Origin of the sequence: Psychrobacter sp. ER1, assembly GCF_048631835.1 — a bacterium.
Classification (GTDB): domain Bacteria; phylum Pseudomonadota; class Gammaproteobacteria; order Pseudomonadales; family Moraxellaceae; genus Psychrobacter.
Window position 1 is genome coordinate 1591172 of the sequence record NZ_CP184640.1, and the last position, 23279, is coordinate 1614450.

13 protein-coding genes and 1 pseudogene are annotated in these 23279 nt (G+C 45.1%); 11 read left to right on the plus strand and 3 right to left on the minus strand.

The window, feature by feature from the left end:
• Positions 1 to 111 precede the first annotated feature (111 nt).
• Together ACOBWA_RS07250 and ACOBWA_RS07255 are read right to left on the minus strand one after the other, a co-directional pair.
• Positions 112 to 2166, minus strand: coding sequence for an autotransporter domain-containing protein (locus ACOBWA_RS07250; protein ID WP_420230662.1), 2055 nt, complete (start codon positions 2164 to 2166; stop codon positions 112 to 114).
• A 221-nt stretch (positions 2167 to 2387) separates the two neighbouring features.
• Complete coding sequence (locus ACOBWA_RS07255; protein WP_420230663.1) at positions 2388 to 2978, minus strand: TetR/AcrR family transcriptional regulator; 591 nt, start codon at positions 2976 to 2978, stop codon at positions 2388 to 2390.
• A gap of 118 nt (positions 2979 to 3096) precedes the next feature.
• Between ACOBWA_RS07255 and ACOBWA_RS07260 the strand changes: the two genes are divergently transcribed.
• Together ACOBWA_RS07260 and ACOBWA_RS07265 are read left to right on the plus strand one after the other, a co-directional pair.
• On the plus strand, positions 3097 to 4563 hold the full coding sequence (locus ACOBWA_RS07260) for an NAD(P)-binding protein (RefSeq protein WP_420230664.1): 1467 nt from the start codon (positions 3097 to 3099) through the stop codon (positions 4561 to 4563).
• Positions 4564 to 4619: 56 nt separating this feature from the next.
• Positions 4620 to 5708, plus strand: coding sequence for a DUF2855 family protein (locus ACOBWA_RS07265; RefSeq protein ID WP_420230665.1), 1089 nt, complete (start codon positions 4620 to 4622; stop codon positions 5706 to 5708).
• A gap of 159 nt (positions 5709 to 5867) precedes the next feature.
• Here the strand turns inward: ACOBWA_RS07265 and ACOBWA_RS07270 are convergent, their stop codons facing one another.
• Positions 5868 to 6506, minus strand: coding sequence for a GDSL-type esterase/lipase family protein (locus ACOBWA_RS07270; RefSeq protein WP_420230666.1), 639 nt, complete (start codon positions 6504 to 6506; stop codon positions 5868 to 5870).
• Positions 6507 to 6727: 221 nt separating this feature from the next.
• Between ACOBWA_RS07270 and ACOBWA_RS07275 the strand changes: the two are divergent.
• From ACOBWA_RS07275 to ACOBWA_RS07315, 9 genes and pseudogenes are all read left to right on the plus strand, one after another.
• Positions 6728 to 8218: pseudogene (locus tag ACOBWA_RS07275) on the plus strand (circularly permuted type 2 ATP-grasp protein); the annotation flags it as partial.
• Positions 8219 to 9084: 866 nt separating this feature from the next.
• Positions 9085 to 9870, plus strand: a complete 786-nt coding sequence (locus tag ACOBWA_RS07280; RefSeq protein WP_420230667.1) for a transglutaminase family protein — start codon at positions 9085 to 9087, stop codon at positions 9868 to 9870.
• A 40-nt stretch (positions 9871 to 9910) separates the two neighbouring features.
• Entirely contained in the window at positions 9911 to 10651 is a 741-nt protein-coding gene (locus ACOBWA_RS07285; RefSeq protein WP_420230668.1) for a peptidase, read from the plus strand.
• 608 nt (positions 10652 to 11259) lie between these two features.
• Positions 11260 to 14652, plus strand: coding sequence for a BRCT domain-containing protein (locus ACOBWA_RS07290; RefSeq protein WP_420230669.1), 3393 nt, complete (start codon positions 11260 to 11262; stop codon positions 14650 to 14652).
• 101 nt (positions 14653 to 14753) lie between these two features.
• Complete coding sequence (locus tag ACOBWA_RS07295) at positions 14754 to 16034, plus strand: WD40 repeat domain-containing protein (RefSeq protein ID WP_420230670.1); 1281 nt, start codon at positions 14754 to 14756, stop codon at positions 16032 to 16034.
• Positions 15967 to 17757 carry a HEAT repeat domain-containing protein gene (locus tag ACOBWA_RS07300; protein ID WP_420230671.1) on the plus strand — a complete coding sequence of 597 codons (1791 nt, stop codon included), beginning with the start codon at positions 15967 to 15969 and terminating at the stop codon, positions 17755 to 17757. The genes ACOBWA_RS07295 and ACOBWA_RS07300 overlap by 68 nt, the downstream gene beginning before the upstream one ends.
• Positions 17741 to 20281 (plus strand): hypothetical protein, encoded by a 2541-nt coding sequence (locus tag ACOBWA_RS07305; RefSeq protein WP_420230672.1) that lies wholly within the window; start codon positions 17741 to 17743, stop codon positions 20279 to 20281. The genes ACOBWA_RS07300 and ACOBWA_RS07305 overlap by 17 nt, the downstream gene beginning before the upstream one ends.
• Positions 20282 to 20403: 122 nt before the next feature.
• Positions 20404 to 22506 (plus strand): HEAT repeat domain-containing protein, encoded by a 2103-nt coding sequence (locus ACOBWA_RS07310; RefSeq protein WP_420230673.1) that lies wholly within the window; start codon positions 20404 to 20406, stop codon positions 22504 to 22506.
• A complete protein-coding gene (locus ACOBWA_RS07315; protein ID WP_420230674.1) occupies positions 22503 to 23243 on the plus strand; it encodes a hypothetical protein in 741 nt (246 codons plus the stop codon). Before ACOBWA_RS07310 ends, ACOBWA_RS07315 begins: the two co-directional genes overlap by 4 nt.
• Positions 23244 to 23279: the final 36 nt, after the last annotated feature.

Consider the following 23279-nt stretch of genomic DNA (forward strand, 5'->3'; position numbering starts at 1 on the left):
GCGGTAATCAGTAATACGCATTTATAATTAATATATTGACATGCATAAGCAAAAAACGCTGCTCATAAATGAATTATTGAGCAGCGCAGACTTACATCCTCACATTAATATTTAAAATTGATATTGCAAACCCATCTGTACCGAGCTGTCTTTATCATCACGTGCAAAGGTGGTATCGCCATTTAGATACGCGTAGACATTGTTATGAACCTTGTTGCTAACACTCAGCTCAAAACGTCCATAGTCGTCGTCTTTATATGCTTGCGTGATGCTAACCTCTCTTGTTTGACCATCAGCTAAAGACGTTGTCGATAAACTATCTATTGAACCATCCTCGATCACATGCACATAAGCGATTTTGCCTTGAAGCTTGGCAGGCGTGCCCATCAAATCAAAACCATACTGCAACTGATAACCAAGCTCTGAATCCCATGCTTCGCTAGAGGTGCTATTAACCTTTAACGCAGTGCGAGAGTTTGCATTGCCGCTAGTATAGCCATCTATATCTGTATCACTGTAATTCAGACCCAAAAATACACCATGCGCGACGTTTTTCTTGATAATAAAATTATAGCCAAGCTCATTGTATGCGCTAAACACATCGGCATCAGAACTACCGCGTTCGCTATTGTTGATAATGTTGATGCCGTTATTGCCATCCAGTTTTACAGTTCTATTAACGTCCAAGTCATGTTTAGATAAACTCATAGATGTGGTGTTCCACCAAGCCGTGTCTTTACCGCCCAATAAAGAGTAGGCTTGAATACCATAGCTTGTATCTTTTTTAATACCGTTTTCTACGCTTTTATTGTTTTGATTGGCAGCTTGTACACCTGCGCCAACACGCCAGCTCGGCTGTACCATATATTCGCCATATAGACCAATATTGGCGCGAATGCCTTCTTGTGCGTCCTCAGTATCCACGTAGCTTTGGGAGCCATCTACCCAAACCTGAGTACGCGACTCGGTATCAAAAGGCTGCGCATCATCGAGAGTATGTAATGCTAAAGCATTGGCGCGCTCAAGCACCGCTGAGTGCGAGTCAGTAGCATTGTCCTGCAAAGCTAAGCCCATCGTATTTTGAAGATTGAGCGCACTTTTGGTTGATACTATGATATCAGCATTGGTTTGCTCCACAATCAATTTGCTGATGATACGAGAGTAGTCGCGCATTCTTTGCGCTATGCGCTCTTCACCAAAGGCCGCATTAAGTACTTCCTCATTGTCTAATGCAGGGTTATGCCACGTATAGCCACCTGGAATATCTGGGTTTTCAGTTTGTGTGTAACCATCATAATCAGGCCCAAGGCCCCAGTTAGTAGCCTCAAACCCTACGACCTGCATGACACTATCAAAAGACTCCTGATCGCTACAGCAGCCAACGCCATAAGGCTCGTATGGCTCTGTCTCACCTGGTGCAATAATGGCTGGATTGACTTCTAGTGTAATACCAAGCTCTTTTGCAATACGCAGTGCGTTTTCACGCAAGCTTACATTGGCTGTTACTTCATTGCCATCATTATCATAAGCGTTTCGCCCTGCATTGGCATACATTTTATCGCCTGTAATCAGACTGTCTAGGTTAATCATACCCAACGCTGTTGATTTTTCTGCGTCCGTGAGCTGATCAACAAACGCCTTTGAACCATTGAGACCGCCCTCCTCTGCACCAAATGCCACAAACTGAATATCGTGCTCTGTCTCAATGCCAGTCAGGTTTTTTGTTAACTCAGTTAAGACGCCAGACCCAGAAGCGTTGTCATCCAATGCTTCTAGGTTTTCGTAGTTTGGATAGGCGACGGCAGAATCATAATGTGCGCCAACAAACAACGTCCTGTTAGTATCAGCACTGCCTTTTTGGGTCACGACAACGTTATTACTCGTTAACGTTTGACCTCTGAATAAACCACGAGGCGCTACGAAATCAAAAGTTTGACGATTGACTTGGTTGTTACTGCCATCGATGGTCATACGCTGCTGCATATAATCAGCAGCTTGGACTTCTTTATCTGAACCTGTATAACGACCAGCATAGTCACGGGCAAGCGTCAGCGCGGTTTCTGTCCCATAATCACCATACTTGGCCTCTGCAAATACTTGCGAGCCTGTAAGCAGTGTCAGCGCCGCAACCACTGAAATCTTAAGCGGTGATAAGTTAGTATCCAAACTGCTTCTCCTTGGTTAAAGAACGGTAATCAACAGTGAAAAATAACCTAAAATAATGCAGTTTACAAGATAAAAGACATATGTTTGCTTATTTGATTTTTAAGTAAAGCGATGGATTATTTAAACGCTATGTACATGTTTATAATCAATACTTACAAATCGCTGTTCGATATTCATTGTCACCTTCATACTGCTGATTTACCGAGTTGTTCGGGAAGGCTTTATTGATGCTTAGCTTTGGTTAGGTCAATGGCATCCAACTGTACTCCAACCACACGAAGTGCCATCGTCTTCCAGTCTAGCTCCGGTTCATCGGCGAACACCACATGGTGACTAATACTCACATACCCATGAACGATCGCCCATATATCCAAAGCAATTTGGCGGCGCTCTGTCATGCTCGAGCTATCTGTCAGATAAGAGCCTGCCACCCGTACCAATTTTGCAAAAGCGCTGTCTCTAGCAGCCGTCGCTTCCTCTGAAGGCTGGTACCCTGCATCGGACTCTCCAAAGATCAGGCGGTAATGCGCCTCATGCTGCTCGCCGACATTGAGGTAGCCAGTACAGGCCTCTAGCACTTGCTCTTTACTGGCCCTGCCCTCATCAGGAATCACGTCCATGGCCTCACGCACCAGATTGAACCCTTCGATGTATAGCGCGTCTAGTATACCTTGCTTGCCTTGAAAGTGACTGTATATACCAATCGTCGATAGCCCTGCTCGCTTGGATATGGCACGCACGCTCAAGGCCGCACCGCCCCCTTCTAAGAAAAGCTCAGATGCAGCATTTAGTATTTTGGTTCTAGCGTCCATTTAGCTCTCACTATGTCTTGACAATTATAACAGTGTTATTCTAGTATATAACACTGTTATACACAAACAATTATGAATTGATTGTGTTGATAGAAACTCAACTTAGAGTAAGGACGCTATGAGTATTCAACAGCTAGAAACGGATTATCTGATCATTGGTAGTGGCGCGGTAGGCATGGCTTTTGCCGATGTGCTGCTCACAGAAACAGATGCTAATATTATTATCGTTGATAAACATCATAAGCCAGGTGGTCATTGGAACGATGCCTATTCGTTTGTCACACTGCATCAGCCATCGTCTTTTTATGGAGTCAGCTCGCGCGAGCTGTGTGGCGGCACGATTGATAGTATGGGCTTAAATAAGGGCTTGGCTGAGCTGGCGTCAGGCGCAGAAATTATGGCGTACTTCGATAAAGTCATGAAACACACGTTTTTACCAAGTGGCCGCGTGAAGTATTTCCCGATGTGTGAGTACAAAGGCGACGGCAAGTTTTCATCATTACTGTCTGATACCAGCTATGAGGTTAAGGTTAATAAGAAAATCATTGATGGTACTTATTTTAAAACCTCAGTACCAGCAACCCATACCCCAAACTTTGAGATTGCTGAAGGTGTTAAGTTTGGCCCATTAAATGATTTGCCGAGTTTAACCAAACCCCGTGATGGTTACGTGATTATCGGTGGCGGAAAAACGGGTATAGATGCGGTTTTATGGCTACTAGAGAATCAAATTGACCCAGACAATATCACGTGGATTATGCCAAGAGATGCTTGGCTGATCGATCGTAAAAACACCCAACCCTCTCGTGATTTTTTCACCCATACTATTGGAGCACAGGCTACTCAAGCAGAAGCGATTGCTGAGGCTAAAAACATCGAAGACCTTTTTGACCGTTTAGAAAAAGGTGGCGTATTAATGCGTATTGATCCAAATGTACGCCCGCAAATGTTCCATGGCGCTACCATTAGTAGCGACGAGCTTAAGCAGTTACGTAGGGTTAAAAACATTGTGCGCAAAGGGCGCGTGACCCGCTTAGATACTGACAAAATTTATTTTGGTGAGGACAGCATTTCTACCACTCCCAACACCATGCATATCGACTGCTCTGCTCGCGCCGTACCAGTCACCGAGACCTATACTGTGTTTCAGAGTAATAAAGTCATCGTACAAAACATGCGCACTTATCAGCCTGTGTTTAGTGCGGCATTTATCGCTCATATTGAAGCCACTTATGATGATGAAGCCATCAAAAACGACCTATGCCGCGTGGTGCCACTGCCCAATCATGATACGGACTGGTTGATTGGCGTGGTGGCTCAAATGCAAAACCAAATGCGTTGGTCAAAAGAGCCTGAATTACGTCAGTGGTTGGTCAATAATCGATTAGACGGCTTTACCAAAATGGTGCAAGCGGTTGACGAAAGCACACCTGAGCAACTGGCTATATTGATGCGTTTAAAAGCTGCCGCCCCGAAAGCTGCCGCCAACATGCCAAAACTCATGGGAGAAGTAATGCAAATCGATGCCGCTCGGCGAGCCAAGGTATCACAACCATCAGATGCGATCAGTGCAGCGCCCGCCTAACACTCACTGACTCAATATAAATAAACCTAAAAACATCGTGAATCAAGGACACAGACATGCAAGAGTTTCAGACCAATAAAGCCGACCTCACCAAAGCCCGTCTACAAGACACCCCAGTCTCTACCCTGAGCGATGGCGAAGTACGAGTCAAGGTTGATCGTTTTGCTTTTACCGCAAACAATATCACCTATGCTGTGATGGGAGACCAATTACGCTATTGGCAGTTTTTCCCGCCAAATGGTGACGAGCCTGAGAAATGGGGTATTATTCCAGTATGGGGATTTGGCGATGTGATCGAATCAAATAGTGATGCACTACCTGTTGGTGAGCGGCTATTTGGTTACTTTCCGCCCGCCAATGAATTAATCATAGCACCCAAGCGAGTCACCCAAACCAGCTTGCTAGATGGCAGTGCCCATCGTGCCGAGTTACCACCCGGTTATAACCTATACCAGCGCGTCAATCATGAACGAGGCTATGACCGCGCCCATGACGATCAGCGCATGCTGTTGTTTGTCTTGCACCTTACCTCATTCTGCTTACATGACTTATTGAAGAGTAATGACTGGTTTGGTGCAGAGCAAGTAGTGATTATCAGTGCCTCTAGTAAGACCAGTACAGGTTTGGCATATGGCTTAGTAAATGATAAAGATGCGCCTCACGTTATCGGTCTCACCTCAAACCGTCATATAGATTTCGTTAACTCAATTGATGCTTATGACAGTGTGCTTAGCTATGACACCCTTGAGCAGATTGATGCCACTAAGCCTACGGTCATTGTGGATATGTCAGCCAATACCGACGTGCTCAGCCGTCTACATAGACACTTAGGCGATAACATGCGCTACACCAGCAATGTCGGTCTTACGCACTGGGACGAACCACGTCATACCGAAGGTATCATTCAAGAACGTAGCCAGCAGTTTTTTGCGCCCAGTCATGTACAGCAACGTATGAAAGAATGGGGCCCTGAAGAGTTCAATAAACGCTCTATGCGTTACATCATGAATAGCACCGCAAAAACTAGTGCGTGGTTAAAGATTCAGGAGCTTGATGGAGTTAAGGGTTTACTGGAGGTTTATAAAGATATCTGCGAAGGTAAAATAGCTGCTGATGAAGGTTTGGTAGTAGTCATGGGTGATTAGAATGGCTAGGCTATAAAAGCCTGGCTATAGAAATTGTTTATTCGTCATTAATAAAAAAGCAGAGCGCCTATTGACTGGGCACTCTGCTTTTTCCGTATTGTATTCTAGATGCCAAACGCATACGCCCTACTGACCGTTTTCGAGGTTAATATTCGCGGTTTAATGTACCCAACCTTCCTCTTTTAAATAACCATGCAACCCTTCAGCGAACTGTCTGTAGCCTGCCGCATTGGCATGAATTTTATCAGATTTCAATGCATCATCTGACAGTACAGTGGACCAGCCATCAGAATACAGAGGTATGCCTTCAGTTTCCGCAATATCTTCATACAGTAGATTATCACTTACCTTTCCAAACAAAGCACTAGTACTGAAATACGGCTCAGCGATTAGGACAACATCAATATTGTTGGATTGCAAAGTGTCTATAGTCGCGATGATATTAGCCCGCGTCGTATCAGGCGAAATGCGCTGCAATACATCATTACCACCCACACCCAGTAAGACCAAATCAGGTTTTTGCTCAGTAATCTCATTCACGCGAGTAAGCACATCTGCAGAAGTGTCACCATTGACGCCTGCATTAACGACGTTCCATTTGCTTAGCTCTGCTAGCACCGTAGGATACGCTGTTTTAGGGTTTGCGCCGTAACCATAGGTTAATGAGTCGCCAAGTGCGACCACTGTGCTACCAGCAGGCAAGATATCTTGTTGTGGTTCGCTACCACAGCCAGTCACACTGATAGTCGCTGACAACCCTATACCTGCCAGCATTAAGAACCTACCACGTAGCTTCATGTCTTCTCTCCTACTGTTTCTATTGAGTTAAACTTATTGGAATTAGGTTCAAGTTTTTAAAAATCTATTATTTAACTCTTGTTGTATATTGCTCAGTAACCGTTGTATAGTTCATACAGGAGATAGACTACCTGCTGGGCGCAGTACAAGTGCTACTCTACTTAGCATAGACAGTGTATTCATCATAAAGTATAACTTTACCAAGGATACGTGAGGTACTTATGAATAAAAAATCATCTCAATCCCAGAGTCAATCACAAAATAAGTCAGCAGACAGTAACTCAACAGACACTCCCCCATCACGCGCACCAAGTTTTGATGAACTCCAAACAGGTAAAGGTCAGTATCGCCCAGTGGCACAAGCTGTTGGCCATTGGCTTGATAACATCAACATGGATGCCCTCAATTACCTAAACGAACAAGCAGAAAATATCTTTTATCGTAAAGGGGTCACCTTTACCGTCTATAGCGATGCCAAAAACATCGAGCGTATGATTCCGTTTGATATCATTCCACGCATTATTGCAGCGAGCGAATGGAAACAAATAGAAGCAGGCTGTAAACAGCGTATCACCGCTCTCAATGCATTCTTACATGATATTTACCATGACCAAGCCATCATGAAGGCAGATATTGTCCCTGCCAGCTACGTCTATGCCAGTGGCTGCTATGAGCCATGGATGATGGGCATTGAGCTCGACAAACCTATTTATTCTCATATCAGCGGTATCGATTTAATTCGAGACGAAACAGGTAAGTTTTGTGTGTTAGAGGATAACTTGCGTACCCCATCAGGCGTCTCATATATGCTTGAGAGTCGCAATATATCAGAAACGCTCTTGGCTGATATATTTACTGAAACGCCTATTATGGGCATCAGTGATTATCCCAATCGTCTCAAAGCCTGTCTTGCCAGCTCAACATCCAAATATGATCCACAAGTCGTCATTTTAACTCCAGGTCGTTTTAACAGTGCCTATTATGAGCATGCCTTCTTAGCGCATGAGATGAATGTGCCACTCGTCCATGGTTATGATTTGGTCGTTGAGGACAGCAAAGTCTATATGCAAGGCATTCGCGGTAAGGTACAAGTAGATGTAATCTACCGCCGCATTGATGATCCCTATATTGATCCGTTAGCCTTTAAATCTGACTCCATATTGGGTGTATCAGGGCTAATGAGTGCTTATCGTGCTGGTAACGTAGTGATTGTTAACGCCCCAGGTACGGGCGTGGCCGATGATAAGAGTTTATATCCTTTTGTACCGGATATGATTAAATTCTATTTAAATGAAGAGCCTATCCTACCTAATATTGAGACATACCAGTGCCGTAAGCCCGACGATCTCAAATATGTGCTTGATAATCTGGACAAGCTGGTGGTAAAAGAAACGCAAGGCTCAGGCGGCTACGGGATGCTTATTGGTCCGACATCAACCAAAAAAGAGATCGAAGAATATCGCGTACGTCTGCTTGAAAATCCAGCCGGCTTTATTGCTCAGCCAACCATCTCACTATCTACCAACCCTACTGCGGTGAGCGACGGTATCGCGCCGCGTCATATTGACTTGCGTCCCTTTATTCTCAGTCATGGTGATGGCACGGTAGATATCGTACCCGGTGGTCTGACACGAGTGGCCATGGTTGAAGGCTCGTTGGTCGTCAATTCATCCCAAGGCGGCGGTATCAAAGACACTTGGATTATTGATGACAGTGATTTAGACAGTCAGCAAGCCGACAAGTGCGCGCCTTTATCATCAGTAGGGGTCAATTCTGCAGGCAACGCTTCAGGGCATGCGAACTACTATAATCGCGTCCAGCCCTTAGAAACAGGCTACGAGAGTTTAGACGATGCACCCATGATACTGCTACTCTCTACCGCCAGTCATTTAATATGGCTAGGTCGATATAGTGAGCGCCTGTATTACTACGACGATGTTATGAAACAGCTCATCAAAGGCGATCTTAAAAAATCACAGATCAAACATTTAATCAGCCACTTAGGGTTTGCCGCTGATGGTGAGACGTCGCTTACCACCATGAAAGCGCAAATGATGTCTGATTTGGAACAAAATATCATACCCAATATCGTGCAATCGATTGAGGACAATGTCCAAGAGGCCAAAGGTGTCATTGGTAAAGATACCGCTGAGCTGTATAACCTAATCAAGCGGTTATCGAGTGCTGGCACGTATCGAGCGGCGACCTTGCAGCTACATGCGTGTAACGCTGCGATGAAACAAGAAAATCCGACAGTGACGTGTTTTTGGCAATTGGGGCGTCACTTTGAGCAGCTTGAGCGTGCCGTCTTGTTGGGAGAGGATTCAACAGAGATCAGTTTTGAATTCAGACACTGGATTAATGAATTGCCGGAAAATACGCGCTGGCGTGAACTTATCCGCTTGACCAATCAGATGATCAGGTCAAAGAAATTTAGTGATTTTGCGCTGATTAGCAAAGAGTTCAATCTCATATTGCGTCAAGGTGTATAGAAGGTGTCTAGCCAAAAACCAATAGCAATGGCTCATGAGACATATGGAATAAACAGAAAATAGAAAGATGCTATAAGGAAAATGCCATGAAACTTCAAATCAGTCACCAAACCAACTATTATTACGATGAGCTGGCGCAGCGCAGTGTACAGTATATACGCATGACACCCATGCAAATGCCGCACCAAACCATTCATAAATGGGATGTCATGCTCCCTAAAGTGGCGACCAACCAAAAGGACGGCTTTGGTAATGCATGGCTCACGCTCAGTCGTAACGAGGCACATAACAACTTACAAATGCAGGCGTCGGGTATTGTTGAGATCAACACCGAAACCGAACGACTAGAGGATATGGATCATGTCCCCTACCTATTATTTACCGTACAAACCCCGTTGACCAAATGCTCACCAGAGATGCGAGAATTTGCAGCGCCATATCTAAAAACGCCCACTCATGACAGCCTAAAGGCAATGGCGAATGCCCTGATCATGAAAATGCCTTTTGTTAAAGATGTCACGCATGTGGGCACGACCGCTGCTGAGGCTTTTGCGACAAGTGCAGGTGTGTGCCAAGACCATACGCATGTATTTTTAAGTATCTTGCGCGATCAACAGATTCCAGCGCGTTATGTGTCCGGTTATTTGTATGATGATACCGAAAATCACATGGCCAGTCACGCATGGGCTGAGGTTTGGCTGGATGGTTACTGGTATACTTTTGATATCTCAAATCAAGCATTTACCCCAAACTCACATGTGTATGTGGCGATTGGGCGAGATTATCTAGACACAGCACCTGTTCGCGGCGTGCGTATGGGTGGCGGTTACGAAAATCTTTACAGTTTGGTATTAGTCAAAAAGCTATCATAGCGTTTGCTATTTTTTACTACTTTTTCATCAAGGGTATCTTATGACCTATTGTGCTGCCATTCGTCTAAAAGACGGTATGGTCTTTGCCAGTGACACGCGCACCAATGCCGGTGTCGACCACATATCGACATTTAGAAAGTTGTATCAATATGGCGTTGAGGGCGAGCGCTTTATGGTGCTACAGACAGCGGGTAGCTTAGCGACGTCGCAAGCCGTATTCAACAAACTACAAAACGACATTGACCAGCGTGCTGAGAGCAACCTCAATACGGTAGCGACGTTGTTTGATGCAGCGCAAATGGTTGGCGAATGTATGCGTGATATTATGAATCATGCAAAAGCAGTCGCTAATTCTAGTCGTGATGGTGCCTTTACCAGCTCGTTTATGCTTGGCGGTCAAATCAAAGGACAGCCACCTGAGCTATACCTGATTTATCCTGAAGGCAATTGCATCAAAGCCACAGAAGATACGCCCTTTTTTCAATTAGGTGAAAGCAAATATGGCAAACCTATTTTGGATCGTTCTGTCAGCTATAACACGGATGTAAGACACGCAGCCCGCGCATTAATGCTATCATTTGATTCCACGATTCACTCAAATCTATCAGTCGGTATGCCGATAGATTTTGTACTTTATGACAATGACAGCCTAGCTCTGCCCAATGGCCGACGTATTGATGAGCGTGATGAGTACTTTAATACGATTCGTCATCAGTGGTCAGATGCGTTACGTCGGACTTTGGTTGAATTGCCTAAATGTCCTGATGGTTATTGGGGATAAATAGTTCCGTATAAAATCATATTTTCTGCACTAAAAAGCCTTTTGTGATAGACAAAGGGCTTTTTTATTGTCAACTAATAATCAGGCAATAAAAAACCGGAATAGCGCTGAATAAACAGCCCTAATCCGGTTTTGCTTTAACGACCTTGAATGTCATCATAGCGATGTCACACTCAATTGTTGTGTAATCTACCTCATGACCTGGTACATGGAAGACTCACTGGACTGCACCTAGATAACGGCCCTAGTGCATTAGCTCAATCACGATTGCGTGATTGCGCCAGCGAGCTAATGACACTAGGGCCGTTATCTAGGTATTAGCAGGACTGAAACAGTCTTCCTTGGGTAAAATGTAATGGCTTGACTCGTGGACGACGCAACGTCGCCCCTCACCGTAAACGGTGAAACGCTAAATCTCACAACTCGTTAAGTTTGCCTCATAATAGTTGTTATTGTCAATATATAATTGCAAATAAAATCATGCGCGACGCTATATGTCGCAGTCCATATATTTCCTTACAAAAGTCCTTGATATTTTCTGTGAAACGCGCTTTTATAATGCTACAAAATTACGCGCACCGACAAAATAAAAATTAAGGCAAATTGCTATGAGTCTGTCCTTCGCACAAATTCAGCAAGCTTGGCAAGCCCAAGATCCTAGCTTGGTTGATAAGTTATGTTTATTAGCAACACAAGTTGATGATATTCCTGAGTCGCCCATCCCTGAGCATGAGCTTACTTTTGATCGGTTTTTAGATAAGATATTTAGTCATCAATTTCGGGAGCAACATCCCGAAGTACAATTTGCAGAGCGCGTGGCAATGATTGCCAAATTGGAAGCAGACGAAGGCGTTTACCCTCTCCCAGATCGCTACAAAATCCACATAATACTGACCGCACTGTGGGAAGATGGCAGCGCGTATTCTAGAACTATTTTAAAACAAGCCATTACGGCCTTGCCAATCAGCTATGGTGTGTGGAAGGGTTTAAAGCGTATTTATAAGCAAGCTGAATTTTCTCAAGATTATGAGGTTTTTGGACAAATAGCTGCCAAGATTGATTTGCAGCGTTTTAATCAAACCGCCAACTCTGCGGTCAGCCTAGCTACAAAAACCTATATGAGCCTTAGAGCATGGCGTTATTTGCGTCAACTGGGACAGCAAATGCCAATTGGCTATATTGATGCTGCCGTCTCTGTACTCGCCAGCTATGACGCAGCCATGACGGCAGGCAGCCTTGAACAAACAAACAGCTGGGTACTCAATCATATCTGCTTCCATAACAGCCTTGATTATGGCGTCAATCGATTTAGCAGCCGCTCACCTCGCAAGCTTTTTGATGCTAAAGGTCGCGCGTTCTCTGAGGCGTGGCAACGAGACCCAGAACCACTTATCCAGCTATTGGCTATCGCCAAAAACGAGGCTATCAGACAGTTCGCAACCGATAGCCTAAAACACGACTTTAAGACCCAATTACGTGATGTGAGTGGTGAGACGCTACAATATTTATCTGCCGGACAAGCGCACAGCAAAGCGCGTGATGAGATGATAGTTTGGCTATTGGAAAACTCACCGCATTTTGAAAAGTCTAAATTTCAAACATTGGGCTTGCGTCAAGTGGTACTGCAGCTACTCCATTCACACTATCCTGCCGCCTATCAATATGCGATTGGCTATGCCAAAAGCTACGCTCAAGACTTATCGCTCACTGAACTGATGCTACTGGCAATGTCAGATTATGAGCCTGTTAGAGCATTTGCTATCAACAATATCTTAAGTCGTGATCCTGTTGCTTATATCGGTGTCAACGGTTGGGGTCAGCTATTGGACACAGAGCATCACTATCAAACCGCGAGCAAACAACTTAGCAAACACTTTACAAGGCGCGATTTGACCCCTGAGTGGTTTTTTGAACGACTGACTAGCGGTAGAACACACAGCGTAAAGTTTGCGATAAAAAAACTGCCTGAGCTTTATAGTGCCAAAGAGCTAGGGACTGAATACTTTATTAGCGTTGCCCAGCAGCTAGATATACCAGAAGTACACGACTTCTCTGCTAATAACGACAGCGACTGTATGGAGTTTGCGTTGGACCAGCTCAGACGTTTGGATTTGAGCCAAGTAGATGCTGCCGTATGGCAAATACTGCTATTACATCCACTATCGCAAGCGACTATTACCGATTGGTTTGATGAAGATGTACTGTCAGCCGCGACGCTTGATATGAGCTATTGGCATGCGCTTGCCTATGAGCGTGATTGGCAAGTGAGTGAATATATTGAACGATTAAAATCTGCTGATACTTCTATTAAAAACTGGCAAAAGCACTTAGCTTTTGATGAGTACTTAGCAGAAAACGTGAGAGATTGGCTGTCTGATGTGCGTCGGTTTGCGCCGATAGATTTAGGTTTCGACTGGCTTATGAACCTTGCGCATAGCGAACAAGCACTCTATCGTGAATTTGCGATTGAACGCATTAACAAAGGGTTCTTGCCTGCCGACTTTATCGCATATCTCGACAGCAATGAAGGCGACTCTACTGATAACGCTTCCAGTAATAGCACTGACAATAAAGACTCAAATAGCGATGCTGCTACTGAAGTAGATTTAACCGGCCAGCGCTATTTATTCACAGGCAAGATGCAAAGCATGACTCGTGGCGAGGCCGAAAAAGTTGTGAAAGCGGCTAATGGTGCTATTAGCAGCGCCGTCAACGGCAAGTTAGATTACTTGGTCATCGGTGATGATGGTTCACCATTATATGGCAATGGCCGTAAAGGTAGCAAGCAAGTTAAGGCCGAAAGCTTAATCGCCGATGGTGCGCCGCTAAAGATTATCTCCGAAACCGCATTTTTGCAGATGTTAAGTGGTCAATCGAGAGAGGTGTCTGAAGACGATACTTTTGCAGGTGCCAATGCACTGTGGCATATGGCAACAGATGACGCCACTGCACCCATCAGTGAGCTTGCGATCAGCTACCTTAGTCATCATCATGAACAGATCTGTATGGCACTGACAGACAGACCTGTCGATCCTGATGCGATTGTTCCTTCTTCGTTTTTTGATGCGGAGCGTGTCATTCCTTTGTTGCAACACCGTAACAGCCAGCTGCGAGCATTTGGCTTATTACTGAGTGAGTATGAGATGGCGACATGGCAACCGACGCCAGCCCTATGGCTGATGATGGCAGAATCTCCCTATACTGAGGTCACGCAACTGCTAAAGCGTGCGCTATTGCATAAGCCATCCGTTGCCAATCGACATTATCACGTTCAGTCAGCACAATTGAATGCTGGCATGTTGAATGCGTTGATTGAAAGCAAAGCGCGAGTCGCTCGCCAAATCGGTATCACCTTACTGCAGCGTCATGCCAATTTCCAAGATGTGCAGTCTTTATATCGATTAACCCAAAGCACAGACCGAGAAGTACGTTATGCCGCCGTGACCATGCTATGGAAACACTATAAGGCGCGTCACGTATCCCCAAACTGGCAACCAACCAGCACCGATAAAGATGTTGTCAAAAATACAGACAGCAGTAATCAACCAGTCATAACAGAGCAGTCAGATAGACGTTTGGCAAGCTTGCCTGCAGAAATCGATCAGCTACTAATGCTGCTACGCCGTGGTCTTTTTGAGCTACCACCTGGCCGTCTAGGCGGTTCGCAAGAGCCGGCTGCTAGTGACAGCAGTAAGCATAAACAACAACGCTACTCAGATAAAAGATCAGCATCATCACAGTCATATGAGGCAACTGAGTCAGATAGCAATATCACGCTAAAACCCATATCTGCGAGTCGTGCCAAATTGGCTTTGATTGAGACTTTTCGTGATGTGGCATTGGCTGACAGCACCTTTGCAGCGCTCATTATGCCAACACTATTCACCTTTACGCACTCGGCAGGCAAGATGGAGCGTCATGCGTGTTTGGTTGCCGTCACGCGGCTATTGCATCGCTATCCTGAGCTATCTAAAAATCTGCAGCCAGTGGCATCGGCTTAACGGCTTTGGCAAACAGATATAGATAAATAGCTACTAGCAAGCTTTTATATTCAAAAAAAGATACTCAAAAAATATGACGTCACCTCAACTGAGATAACACCATGAAAACAATAACACTCCCCTATTGGGGTCAAATTATGGGCTTAGTCAGTAAGGCCAACAGTACCCAAGCGGCAACTCAAAAGACAACCAAGCAAGATGGGCGCAGTCTTTTTATTACTCGCCAGCAGCAAGCATCTGCTACGGTCTTATACGTCCTTGATCAACAAGGTGAACAATTTAGCTTATCGACAACTGCGCTGCCTTGTGCGATGCAAGCCATCACCAAAATAGATGACAGCACTATTATTATGATTGGTGATGATGGTCATCTTTATCAAACGGATTGGCAAGCCAAGAAAGTTAAGAAGACCAGTGCCAAATCCTTGCTCGATGCACCTAAAAATAACAACAATGCTATAGGCCATGCTGTAGCAATGGCACCACTACAATATGCGTTGGCTATTCTATACCCAAAACATATCGTAGTATGGCCTTATCAGGAAAGCCAAGCCAGCAGTACTGTCATCATTGAACCTTATTCGTCTTCTATAGCAGTATCAAGTAAGGAGCCTGCATTAACCGCGCTAACAACGTCAAGTGATGGCTCGTGGCTCGTGGTGGCAGATAAAGCAGGAGATGTTAGTAGCTATCAATGGGCATCAGATGGTGCTCAGCTTAATCTAAGTAGCCGCAAACAGCTCCATCAAGGTAAAGTGAACGCGCTTTGTTTTGAGCCGGTCGGTCAATACTTCTTCTCAGCAGGTGCAGATAAGTGCTTGTACCGTACTCATGTCCAAGGCGACCTGCACCCTATTGATAGAGCCAAGTCTAGCCAACACAGTGAAATGATCACGGCGCTTTGTGTCTCAGACACACGGTTATTTACCGCAGCAGATGACAAGAGTGTTAAATCGTGGGCATTTGATAAAGGTCAACCAAACAGCTGTAAAGAGGATCTAACCAAGGCTCGACAGATCGTCTTATCTTCTTACGCTGAGCAACCAATGCTCATCGTAGTCAGTGCCGATCAGAGCCTACGTTTCATACCTATTGACCATACTAGAAGTTCGTCACAGAGTAGCACCTCACAAAATAGTACGGCACAAAACAGTAAGCTGCTGCCAGTTACTTATATCATCAAAGACGGCTATCAGAAAATCGGCCAGTTACTGACAGATACCTCAAACAATAACAATGTGTCGTTTAAAGAAGGCCTAGCGCTGCTACAGGCGCAAGCAGATAACCAAACGTTAGAGCTGGTTAAAAAATTACTTGCTGATAGCGACACACTCACGGCCAACCAAGCATTGCAATTCGGTACAGTGGATTGCTACTACTAATCTTGATAAAACTGCCCAGGTTTTAGAGCAGCAACTAAGCTCGGCGCACAGTGCAAAAGTACGTCTTGCTGCTTTTCATGCCTTGGCCGACCGCGCAAGTACGGCGAAGCGCCCGCTGCATTATCTAGAAGAAGCCTTTAAAAACCGTTACTACGAAGAAGTGGTGGCTTCTGCGTTACAAGGTTACCTAAAGGTCGCGATGAAGGATGCCACGAGCAAGCGCCGCATCTTACCTATTTTAAGAGAGGCGTTGTCACACAGTTTTGCGAATATTCGTAAGCAAGCATTGGCCTCACTTGAGACACTGTTGCCAGAGCACAGTCCTCAAGCAGATTTGATGGCATTAGACTGCAATCAATCAGACATTGTCCAATCAGGACTGATTCGTCTGTATCAGCGCGGCATGCTAAATCACCTTGAAGTCTCACGTCAATTGATGCTGCTACAGAATCATCGTAATACGGAGATTAGGCAAACGGCGTTTTACGTCTCATTGCTGTCTCAGCCTAAGTTGGTAGAGGCGTTGAAACAGCAAGGTGACACGCAAACATTGCGTACCCTATCTGATTTTGATGACTTTCGCTTACTGCGTGGCACGCTACTAGATAGTGCTAGCAGTACAGCGGCGAATAATAAGGTTAAACAATCCGATGAGGCGATCCGTTTAACCTTATCCACGCAAGATTTTATCTCTCAAGCAGATAATACCCAAACATCTAAGTCTAAAAATAAGGCTAAAACGGCCAAATCCAAAAAGCCTGCTACTGAATCCATAAATCTAAGCAATGACACGTTAGAGCCCTTATTACAAAGCTTAAGCAATAGTCACGAAGATATCAGTTTCCGAGCGGCTTATGCGCTGGCTTGCCTACAAGACAAACGTGCGTTTGGTACTCTGATTAGTCTGATGAGCCATGAAGACAGTGCCATCATCCGTGCTGGTGTCGCCACCGCGCTTGGTCATTTAAATATAGAAGACGCCAAAGCAGTCCTATCGACATTACTAGACGATAAAGACGCTGGCGTGCGACAAGTGGCTATGCAAGCCTATGGCAAATTGGCAGACAATGCATTGTCTTGGGCAGCGACGGGTTTTGCTTCTAAACATCAAGACATTCACGAGCAGTCTTTAGCGCTGTTTTTAAAGCATGTTGCACCAGATAGCTCAAATAGTGGTGATAATAGCAGTGATAAAAGCGCTCAGATGTCGTCAGAGATGACAGACATATTGCTACAGGCATTGAATAATCCTTTTACCAGCATTCGGTTAGAAGTGGTTAAAGTTCTATTAAACCGCCAATTTAAGCAGTCATCTGACACTATTTCTAAAAACGTTTCTGACAGCGCCATCGTTGACATCATTGAGCTATTGCAGCAGAGCCTCTTTGAAGATGTGCATCAAGTGGCGATAGAAGAATGGCAACGACTGTTGCTAGCGATGAATTCGAAGCATAAAACAAATAAAATTGAAGAAACGAATCACCAAAAGACTAATCAAGCTGTCTTAACCTTGTTTTTTGCAGATACGTTTGCCGCTATTCGCAAACAAGCCTTTGACATCGCACTCAAACAAAGCAAGCATTTAGGGTTTGCTGACGTAATGTTAAACGCACTTGCCAGCCCTTATGCGGATACCAAGCAACTGGCCCTTACGACAGTGCAAGCCAAAGCCAATACGACTCAGCTGACACAACTGATGCCAGCTCGTGGCTATGTTCGCTGATGACAGTCTTGAGCTGCGTAAACAAGCTTTGACGGTCGCTCTGGCGCTGACAGACTTACAGCCTACTATTTTAGCGGATCGCAGTAGCCTAGATGATAGTAGCGCCGATGATCAACCGAATCATCACGAAGCATTGATTACCGCAGCCCTCAACAGCCCTTATCCTGATATTCAGCTAACAGTCGCTCAACTACTTGCCAGCCAATCACGCTTATACACTGACAAAGAACAGGCACAGCGAAGTGATGAACAAGCGTATCAAGTCTTTAAACACTACTTAGAGTTGCCTATGCCCTCTCAAGGCAAGAAAAATGACAGCTATACTCAGTGGCACAATCATGTAAGCCAAGCACTGTCTGGCTTGTCTAAACTGGCATACCCATCAAAGCATGATGCGCTAGGTTGGTATGCTAAATATCTACACCACCCTGATGCTGATTTTAAACCTCTTGCACCAAAACTCACGCAAATAGTTTCTTTTGAAGATATTGATCTACTGGTGAAATGGCAAAAAGATGAGCGCGCCATTATCAGTCAATCAGCCAGTTTGTGTTTGGCTATTTTGGGTGACGCTCGCGGGCAGTATTTCCTTACTCATGACATAAGAAACGAAACAGACAATCTAAGTACGCTTGTTGCACCGATGACGCCTACGCATTGGCTTCAAGCGCAGCACGGTTTAGGTATTACACATGCACGGCAATTACAGCCTTTGTTTGAGTCAGAGTCCTATGCAGTGGCAGCCAGACTGTTATTGATATTTAATGACTTACAGAATGGCTTGCAAGGTGGCTGGCAAGCTCCTGAAACGAACGTTACCAGCACTGGTCGACCTAACCGACTGATAGAAGCCCTAAGCTTTGCAGATAATGACACGGCAGTAGTCTACGCCAACATACTCGCTCGTTACCCAAATGACGTACAACACACTAATAATCAGCAAGCACTATCGTCAACGTGGCAGTACCTAAGTGATTACTTGTCACGTCAATTAGGCGGTATTTTATCCGCTCACTCTGACGTCATCACGATGATGATGGATGCTATACCAAACACGGCAGATAAAGGTGGTGTTAAAGGACAATCGCATAATACGGCCTCTATCCGAGCAAGTATTCTAACGACGGTAAGTACCGAAAACTTACAACAGCTCGCCAACCTCAGTCGACATCAGCAGCCATTGGTACGCGCGCAAACCATTAGGGTCATTTGTAACTTATCTGAATTACTCGCCCATGACTACTATGACGATGAGGACGATGTTTTTGAGACATTACAAAAATGGCAACGCAGTTTGCAGGCATTGTTAAGTGCTCACCCCGCTACAGCCGCTATTAATATGGCAGGCAATGCGCAAACAGTAGATAGCTCTCCTACTGATAAACAAGACAGTTCTGAGGTGCATTATCCATACCAGTCTCTTGCCTTTGGCGCTTGGATTGGCGTCATACGCGCAGGCGATGATTATTATGCTAATAGCAGCACCACAGACCAAGCCATTCGAGGGCTAATGTGGCTTGCTACTCAATCATCGCAGCTTAACACCAATAACAACACTAATAACAATGAGGACTGGCGAGACAGTACCAGTCGTGTGTTGTTGCCACTACTGAACCACAGTAGTTTTGACACTCGCGAGCTGGCTTGGACATACTTGTATAAGCTGGACATGCCTGCCAAAAAGCTGGCTGACTATGCCATGAGCACGCCCTACCGTGACATGGTAAAACGCGGCTTGGATCTATTGCTAGATACCGTAAATAACAATGCCGTACAGCAGCAAAGCAAACCATCGGATACAGTGACTGTCATCAGTAGCGCTGATCAACAACTCATTGATTTGTTAAAAACCAATAATCACACCTTAGCAGAAGAGACCTATCAGCTGCTAAAAGGCCGACTAGGCCATCTGCCAGCCAGCTTGCTTGGGCTACAGACTTATTGTCAGTCGTTACTGCCTCAGATCGTTACTGAGTGGAAACAAGTCATCGTCACGCCTTTTGCAAACAGTCAGTCGCCGTCAGTGCAGCGTCAAGACAAACTGACGTTTTTGCTGCAGGCTGTGAAGGGTGATGATTGGAATGCAAAATATCAAGCACTGAGTCAACTGGTCGAGTTTCATGACGTACTCTTTGCGGACAGCACGCTATTTGATAGTTTATTTGATTTTGCTGAAGACGCTCAGGCCAGTAATGAGAGTTACCGTAGCTGGAACTTGCTTATCGATGCACTCACATCGTACCAGTTCATACATAAGAATGTTTTAGATGGTAGCTTTGAAAGTGGTTTAGAGAGCAGTTTTGATATTGCAACTGCTGAACAGGTTGCCAATGAAGCGCACTTACGATTATTAGCCTTACTTGATGATCCACATATCAACAAACCCAAACAAGTTATCTACTCAGATATCGCTGATCTACGTAACACGCATCTGGCTGCGCCATTACTACAGCGTTTAGAGAATCTGTTTGACCACACGCCGCAAAAAATAAAGAAGAGCGTAAATATTTATTTGATACCTTAGTAAAAATCAGTGGTTACGATCAAAACATCGATGACTACCTAGATGAGCGTGAAGACACGCGCTGGTTACAACGTCAGCACCCTAGAGACTCGCAAGTCTTATTGTCACTGTTTACTACGCTTATGAGTCATAGTGATTATGCGCATGCCGCACAGCTATTGCCGTCACTTGCATGGGTGCAATCGGATGACAGTGATTTACCCTCGCGCATTGATAGTGCTTTGGCGTTAGCCTACGAGCAGATGCCAGCTAATCATACCTTTAAATTGGTCGAGGCACTGGCATATCGTGCCAAAAGACGACACGGCAGCATTGCCCCATTACAAAATGCCCTGCGTAATAAAGACGCCGATGTACAATTTGCCGCGGCTGAAGGACTCGCTAAATGCGGTCATGCTGATGGGGTCAATATCTTGATGGCCACGATCGATTATAACCCTGATGTCGAGTTCCGCAGCTGCAGTGTGTTGGCCATTGGCGAGCTACTAGGCAGCAGTGACCATCAAAACCAAAATCAAAATGCTGACTCGCCTAATGCTAGCTCACCTGCGGACAATGCCGATAAAAACTTACAGGTTCATACCTTGTACAAAGCCTATGATAAGTTAATCAAACTGGCCGAAAACGACGAGCATTACCTGCAAGACGTGGCCAGTGAAGCCTTAGGTCGCCTTGCACAAGGTGGTGACTTTGAGCATAGTCCGCATATTTTTGAGCTATTAAAATCGCACTTGTCAGACCCCGCAGTCCATTTCACCAATCCCGCCATTGTCCATTGGTTAAATGGACTGCGCTGGCTCAACACAACGCCTGCTTGGGAACAAATACGCCACTATATACGCATTCATCTTGATAAAGCCATATTTTTCCGTCCACAAAGGCATGCGGTATGGCTACTGCAGATGAATGATAGCGATGCCAATAAAGCATTAATTTTAGATATTTTAAAAATGAGCAACCTAGATCGTGCTGTGCTCATGGTGGCTTATACTGCGGCACAGAAAACCTGGGGCAGTCTCGCGTCGCAGATTTATCCTTATGATTGGGCAGCAATCCAAAGCCATAATACTGACTTTATAGAAGAGACGGAGCATTTGAGTCTAAAGCGTATCATTGATAATAGCAGCATCGATGAGCTGGCAGCATTTATCACCCAGCATGGCGCGCACTTGCCAGCTGACGCCTTGACGGCACTGCAAAATGCCATTCTGGCCAAGCAAGACATGCCAACATCGCAGCTTACCGCGTTGATTACCAGTAGTAACACACTGACACAGCATATTGGACTGTGCTATCTGACTCAGTATCCATCCAGCTATCTAGACAAAGAAATGGTTGCGACATTGCAGCAGCGTTTTGACACTGCAAGCGAGCAATGGCACACGCTTATCGACACCATCAACCGCAGTCCAACGACCATCAATAATAGTCAATGGATTGATATGGTTGAGCAAGTGGGTAGCACCATCAAACAGCTGGTTTGGCTAATCATGCGTCATGTGTCCATTACCACTGCCAAAGGTGCTGTCGATAAAGCGGCTACTAAGCAGATCGTGGCAATGCTTAGTTGGCTCAATGATGCTCGTCAACCATTGACCATCACCTCCATTCCACTGCTCTCTACGACCATCAGTGATTGGTGGCAGCAAGCGCTGTTGGCACTACTGGCTAGACCTGTCGCTGACGATAAAGTGCTATCAAGTATCTTGCCAACGTTGAACGTTGTCTCGACAGCAACTCAATCGCAGCTCACTTACGACAACCAAGCCTTGCTAGGAACTGTGATTGCTCGTATTGAACAAAGCGGTACATCTACCCAAAAATCCATAATAACTGTAGTCAGAAATGCGCTGAAAAACAATGCGCTAAAACATACGGGCTCGTCTACCGAGATACCAATCAATCAGCAGCTACTACAGTGGATCAAAGCAAAAGACGCTGACGCACTTTATCATTGTGCAAATAATGACAACATGGAGATGACAGTTCGCATCCGTGCCATCGAAGCGCTTGGACAGCTACATGATCCAAATATTGAACAGTGGCTGACGACGCTCATGGCACATGAAAACTCAGACATTCAGAAGCTTGCTTATAAAGTACTACGCCGCTGGCAGCGTGCCATGATACGAGCACAGCGAAAACGTCCGTCGTCATCCATCGCAGCACAAAGTAGTCAGGACAGCAGTCAAAAAAGCAATCAGGGTGAAGGAGATAGTCAATGACTATAGATAATCAATTAGACCAAGCATTAGAAACAGAATCAGAAGTAGTGGCAAACACTGATGGCCTGATGATGCAGTTGGACTACGCCGCCCCTAGCCAGATTAGTCAAGTTAACGAATCGTCAGATTCATTGTCGGAGGCGCAAACAAGCGAACACACTCAGCATGTGGCACTATTTGCTCAGCTGAATCGATCGGAGGTTAACTTCCACGGTAAGGTCAAGTCTCCCCTTGTTTTTCGTGACAGTTTACTAGCGCTGTTTGATGTGGTCAGTAGTGACTACCGTTATGTGCCAAAAGACCGCTCAGCGTACACGGTATTTATGCAGATGCGCCGTGCCAGCAGCAATAAAAACCTGTTTACTGCGCAGCGTGATTACTTCACATGGCTGTTCGATAATGACCCACTCGCCTTTTGTATTTTGGACCCAATTATTCAGGTGCACGAGCAAGGTGTTAGCTTTGAGGTATTTAGCCGTGATGAAGGCTGCTATGCTCAATTGACATTGACCAATGAGATTTTTAATCAAAGTACCAAACCCACCCTTGGCACAACAAGCATTGATTATAGTGCGGCTTTATTTAACGGTATTGAGAAAATTCGCGATCATCAACAAACAATGTTAGACATTGGTCATGAAGCGGTCGGTTTACAGTTGCTCGAAGCCAAACCAGAGACAGCTGAAGCAGATACTGATAGTACAGTAACCACGCCCACCGTAAAAAACAGATCATAGAAAAGCGTATCAATGTTCCCAAAAGCTGGGTCAGAG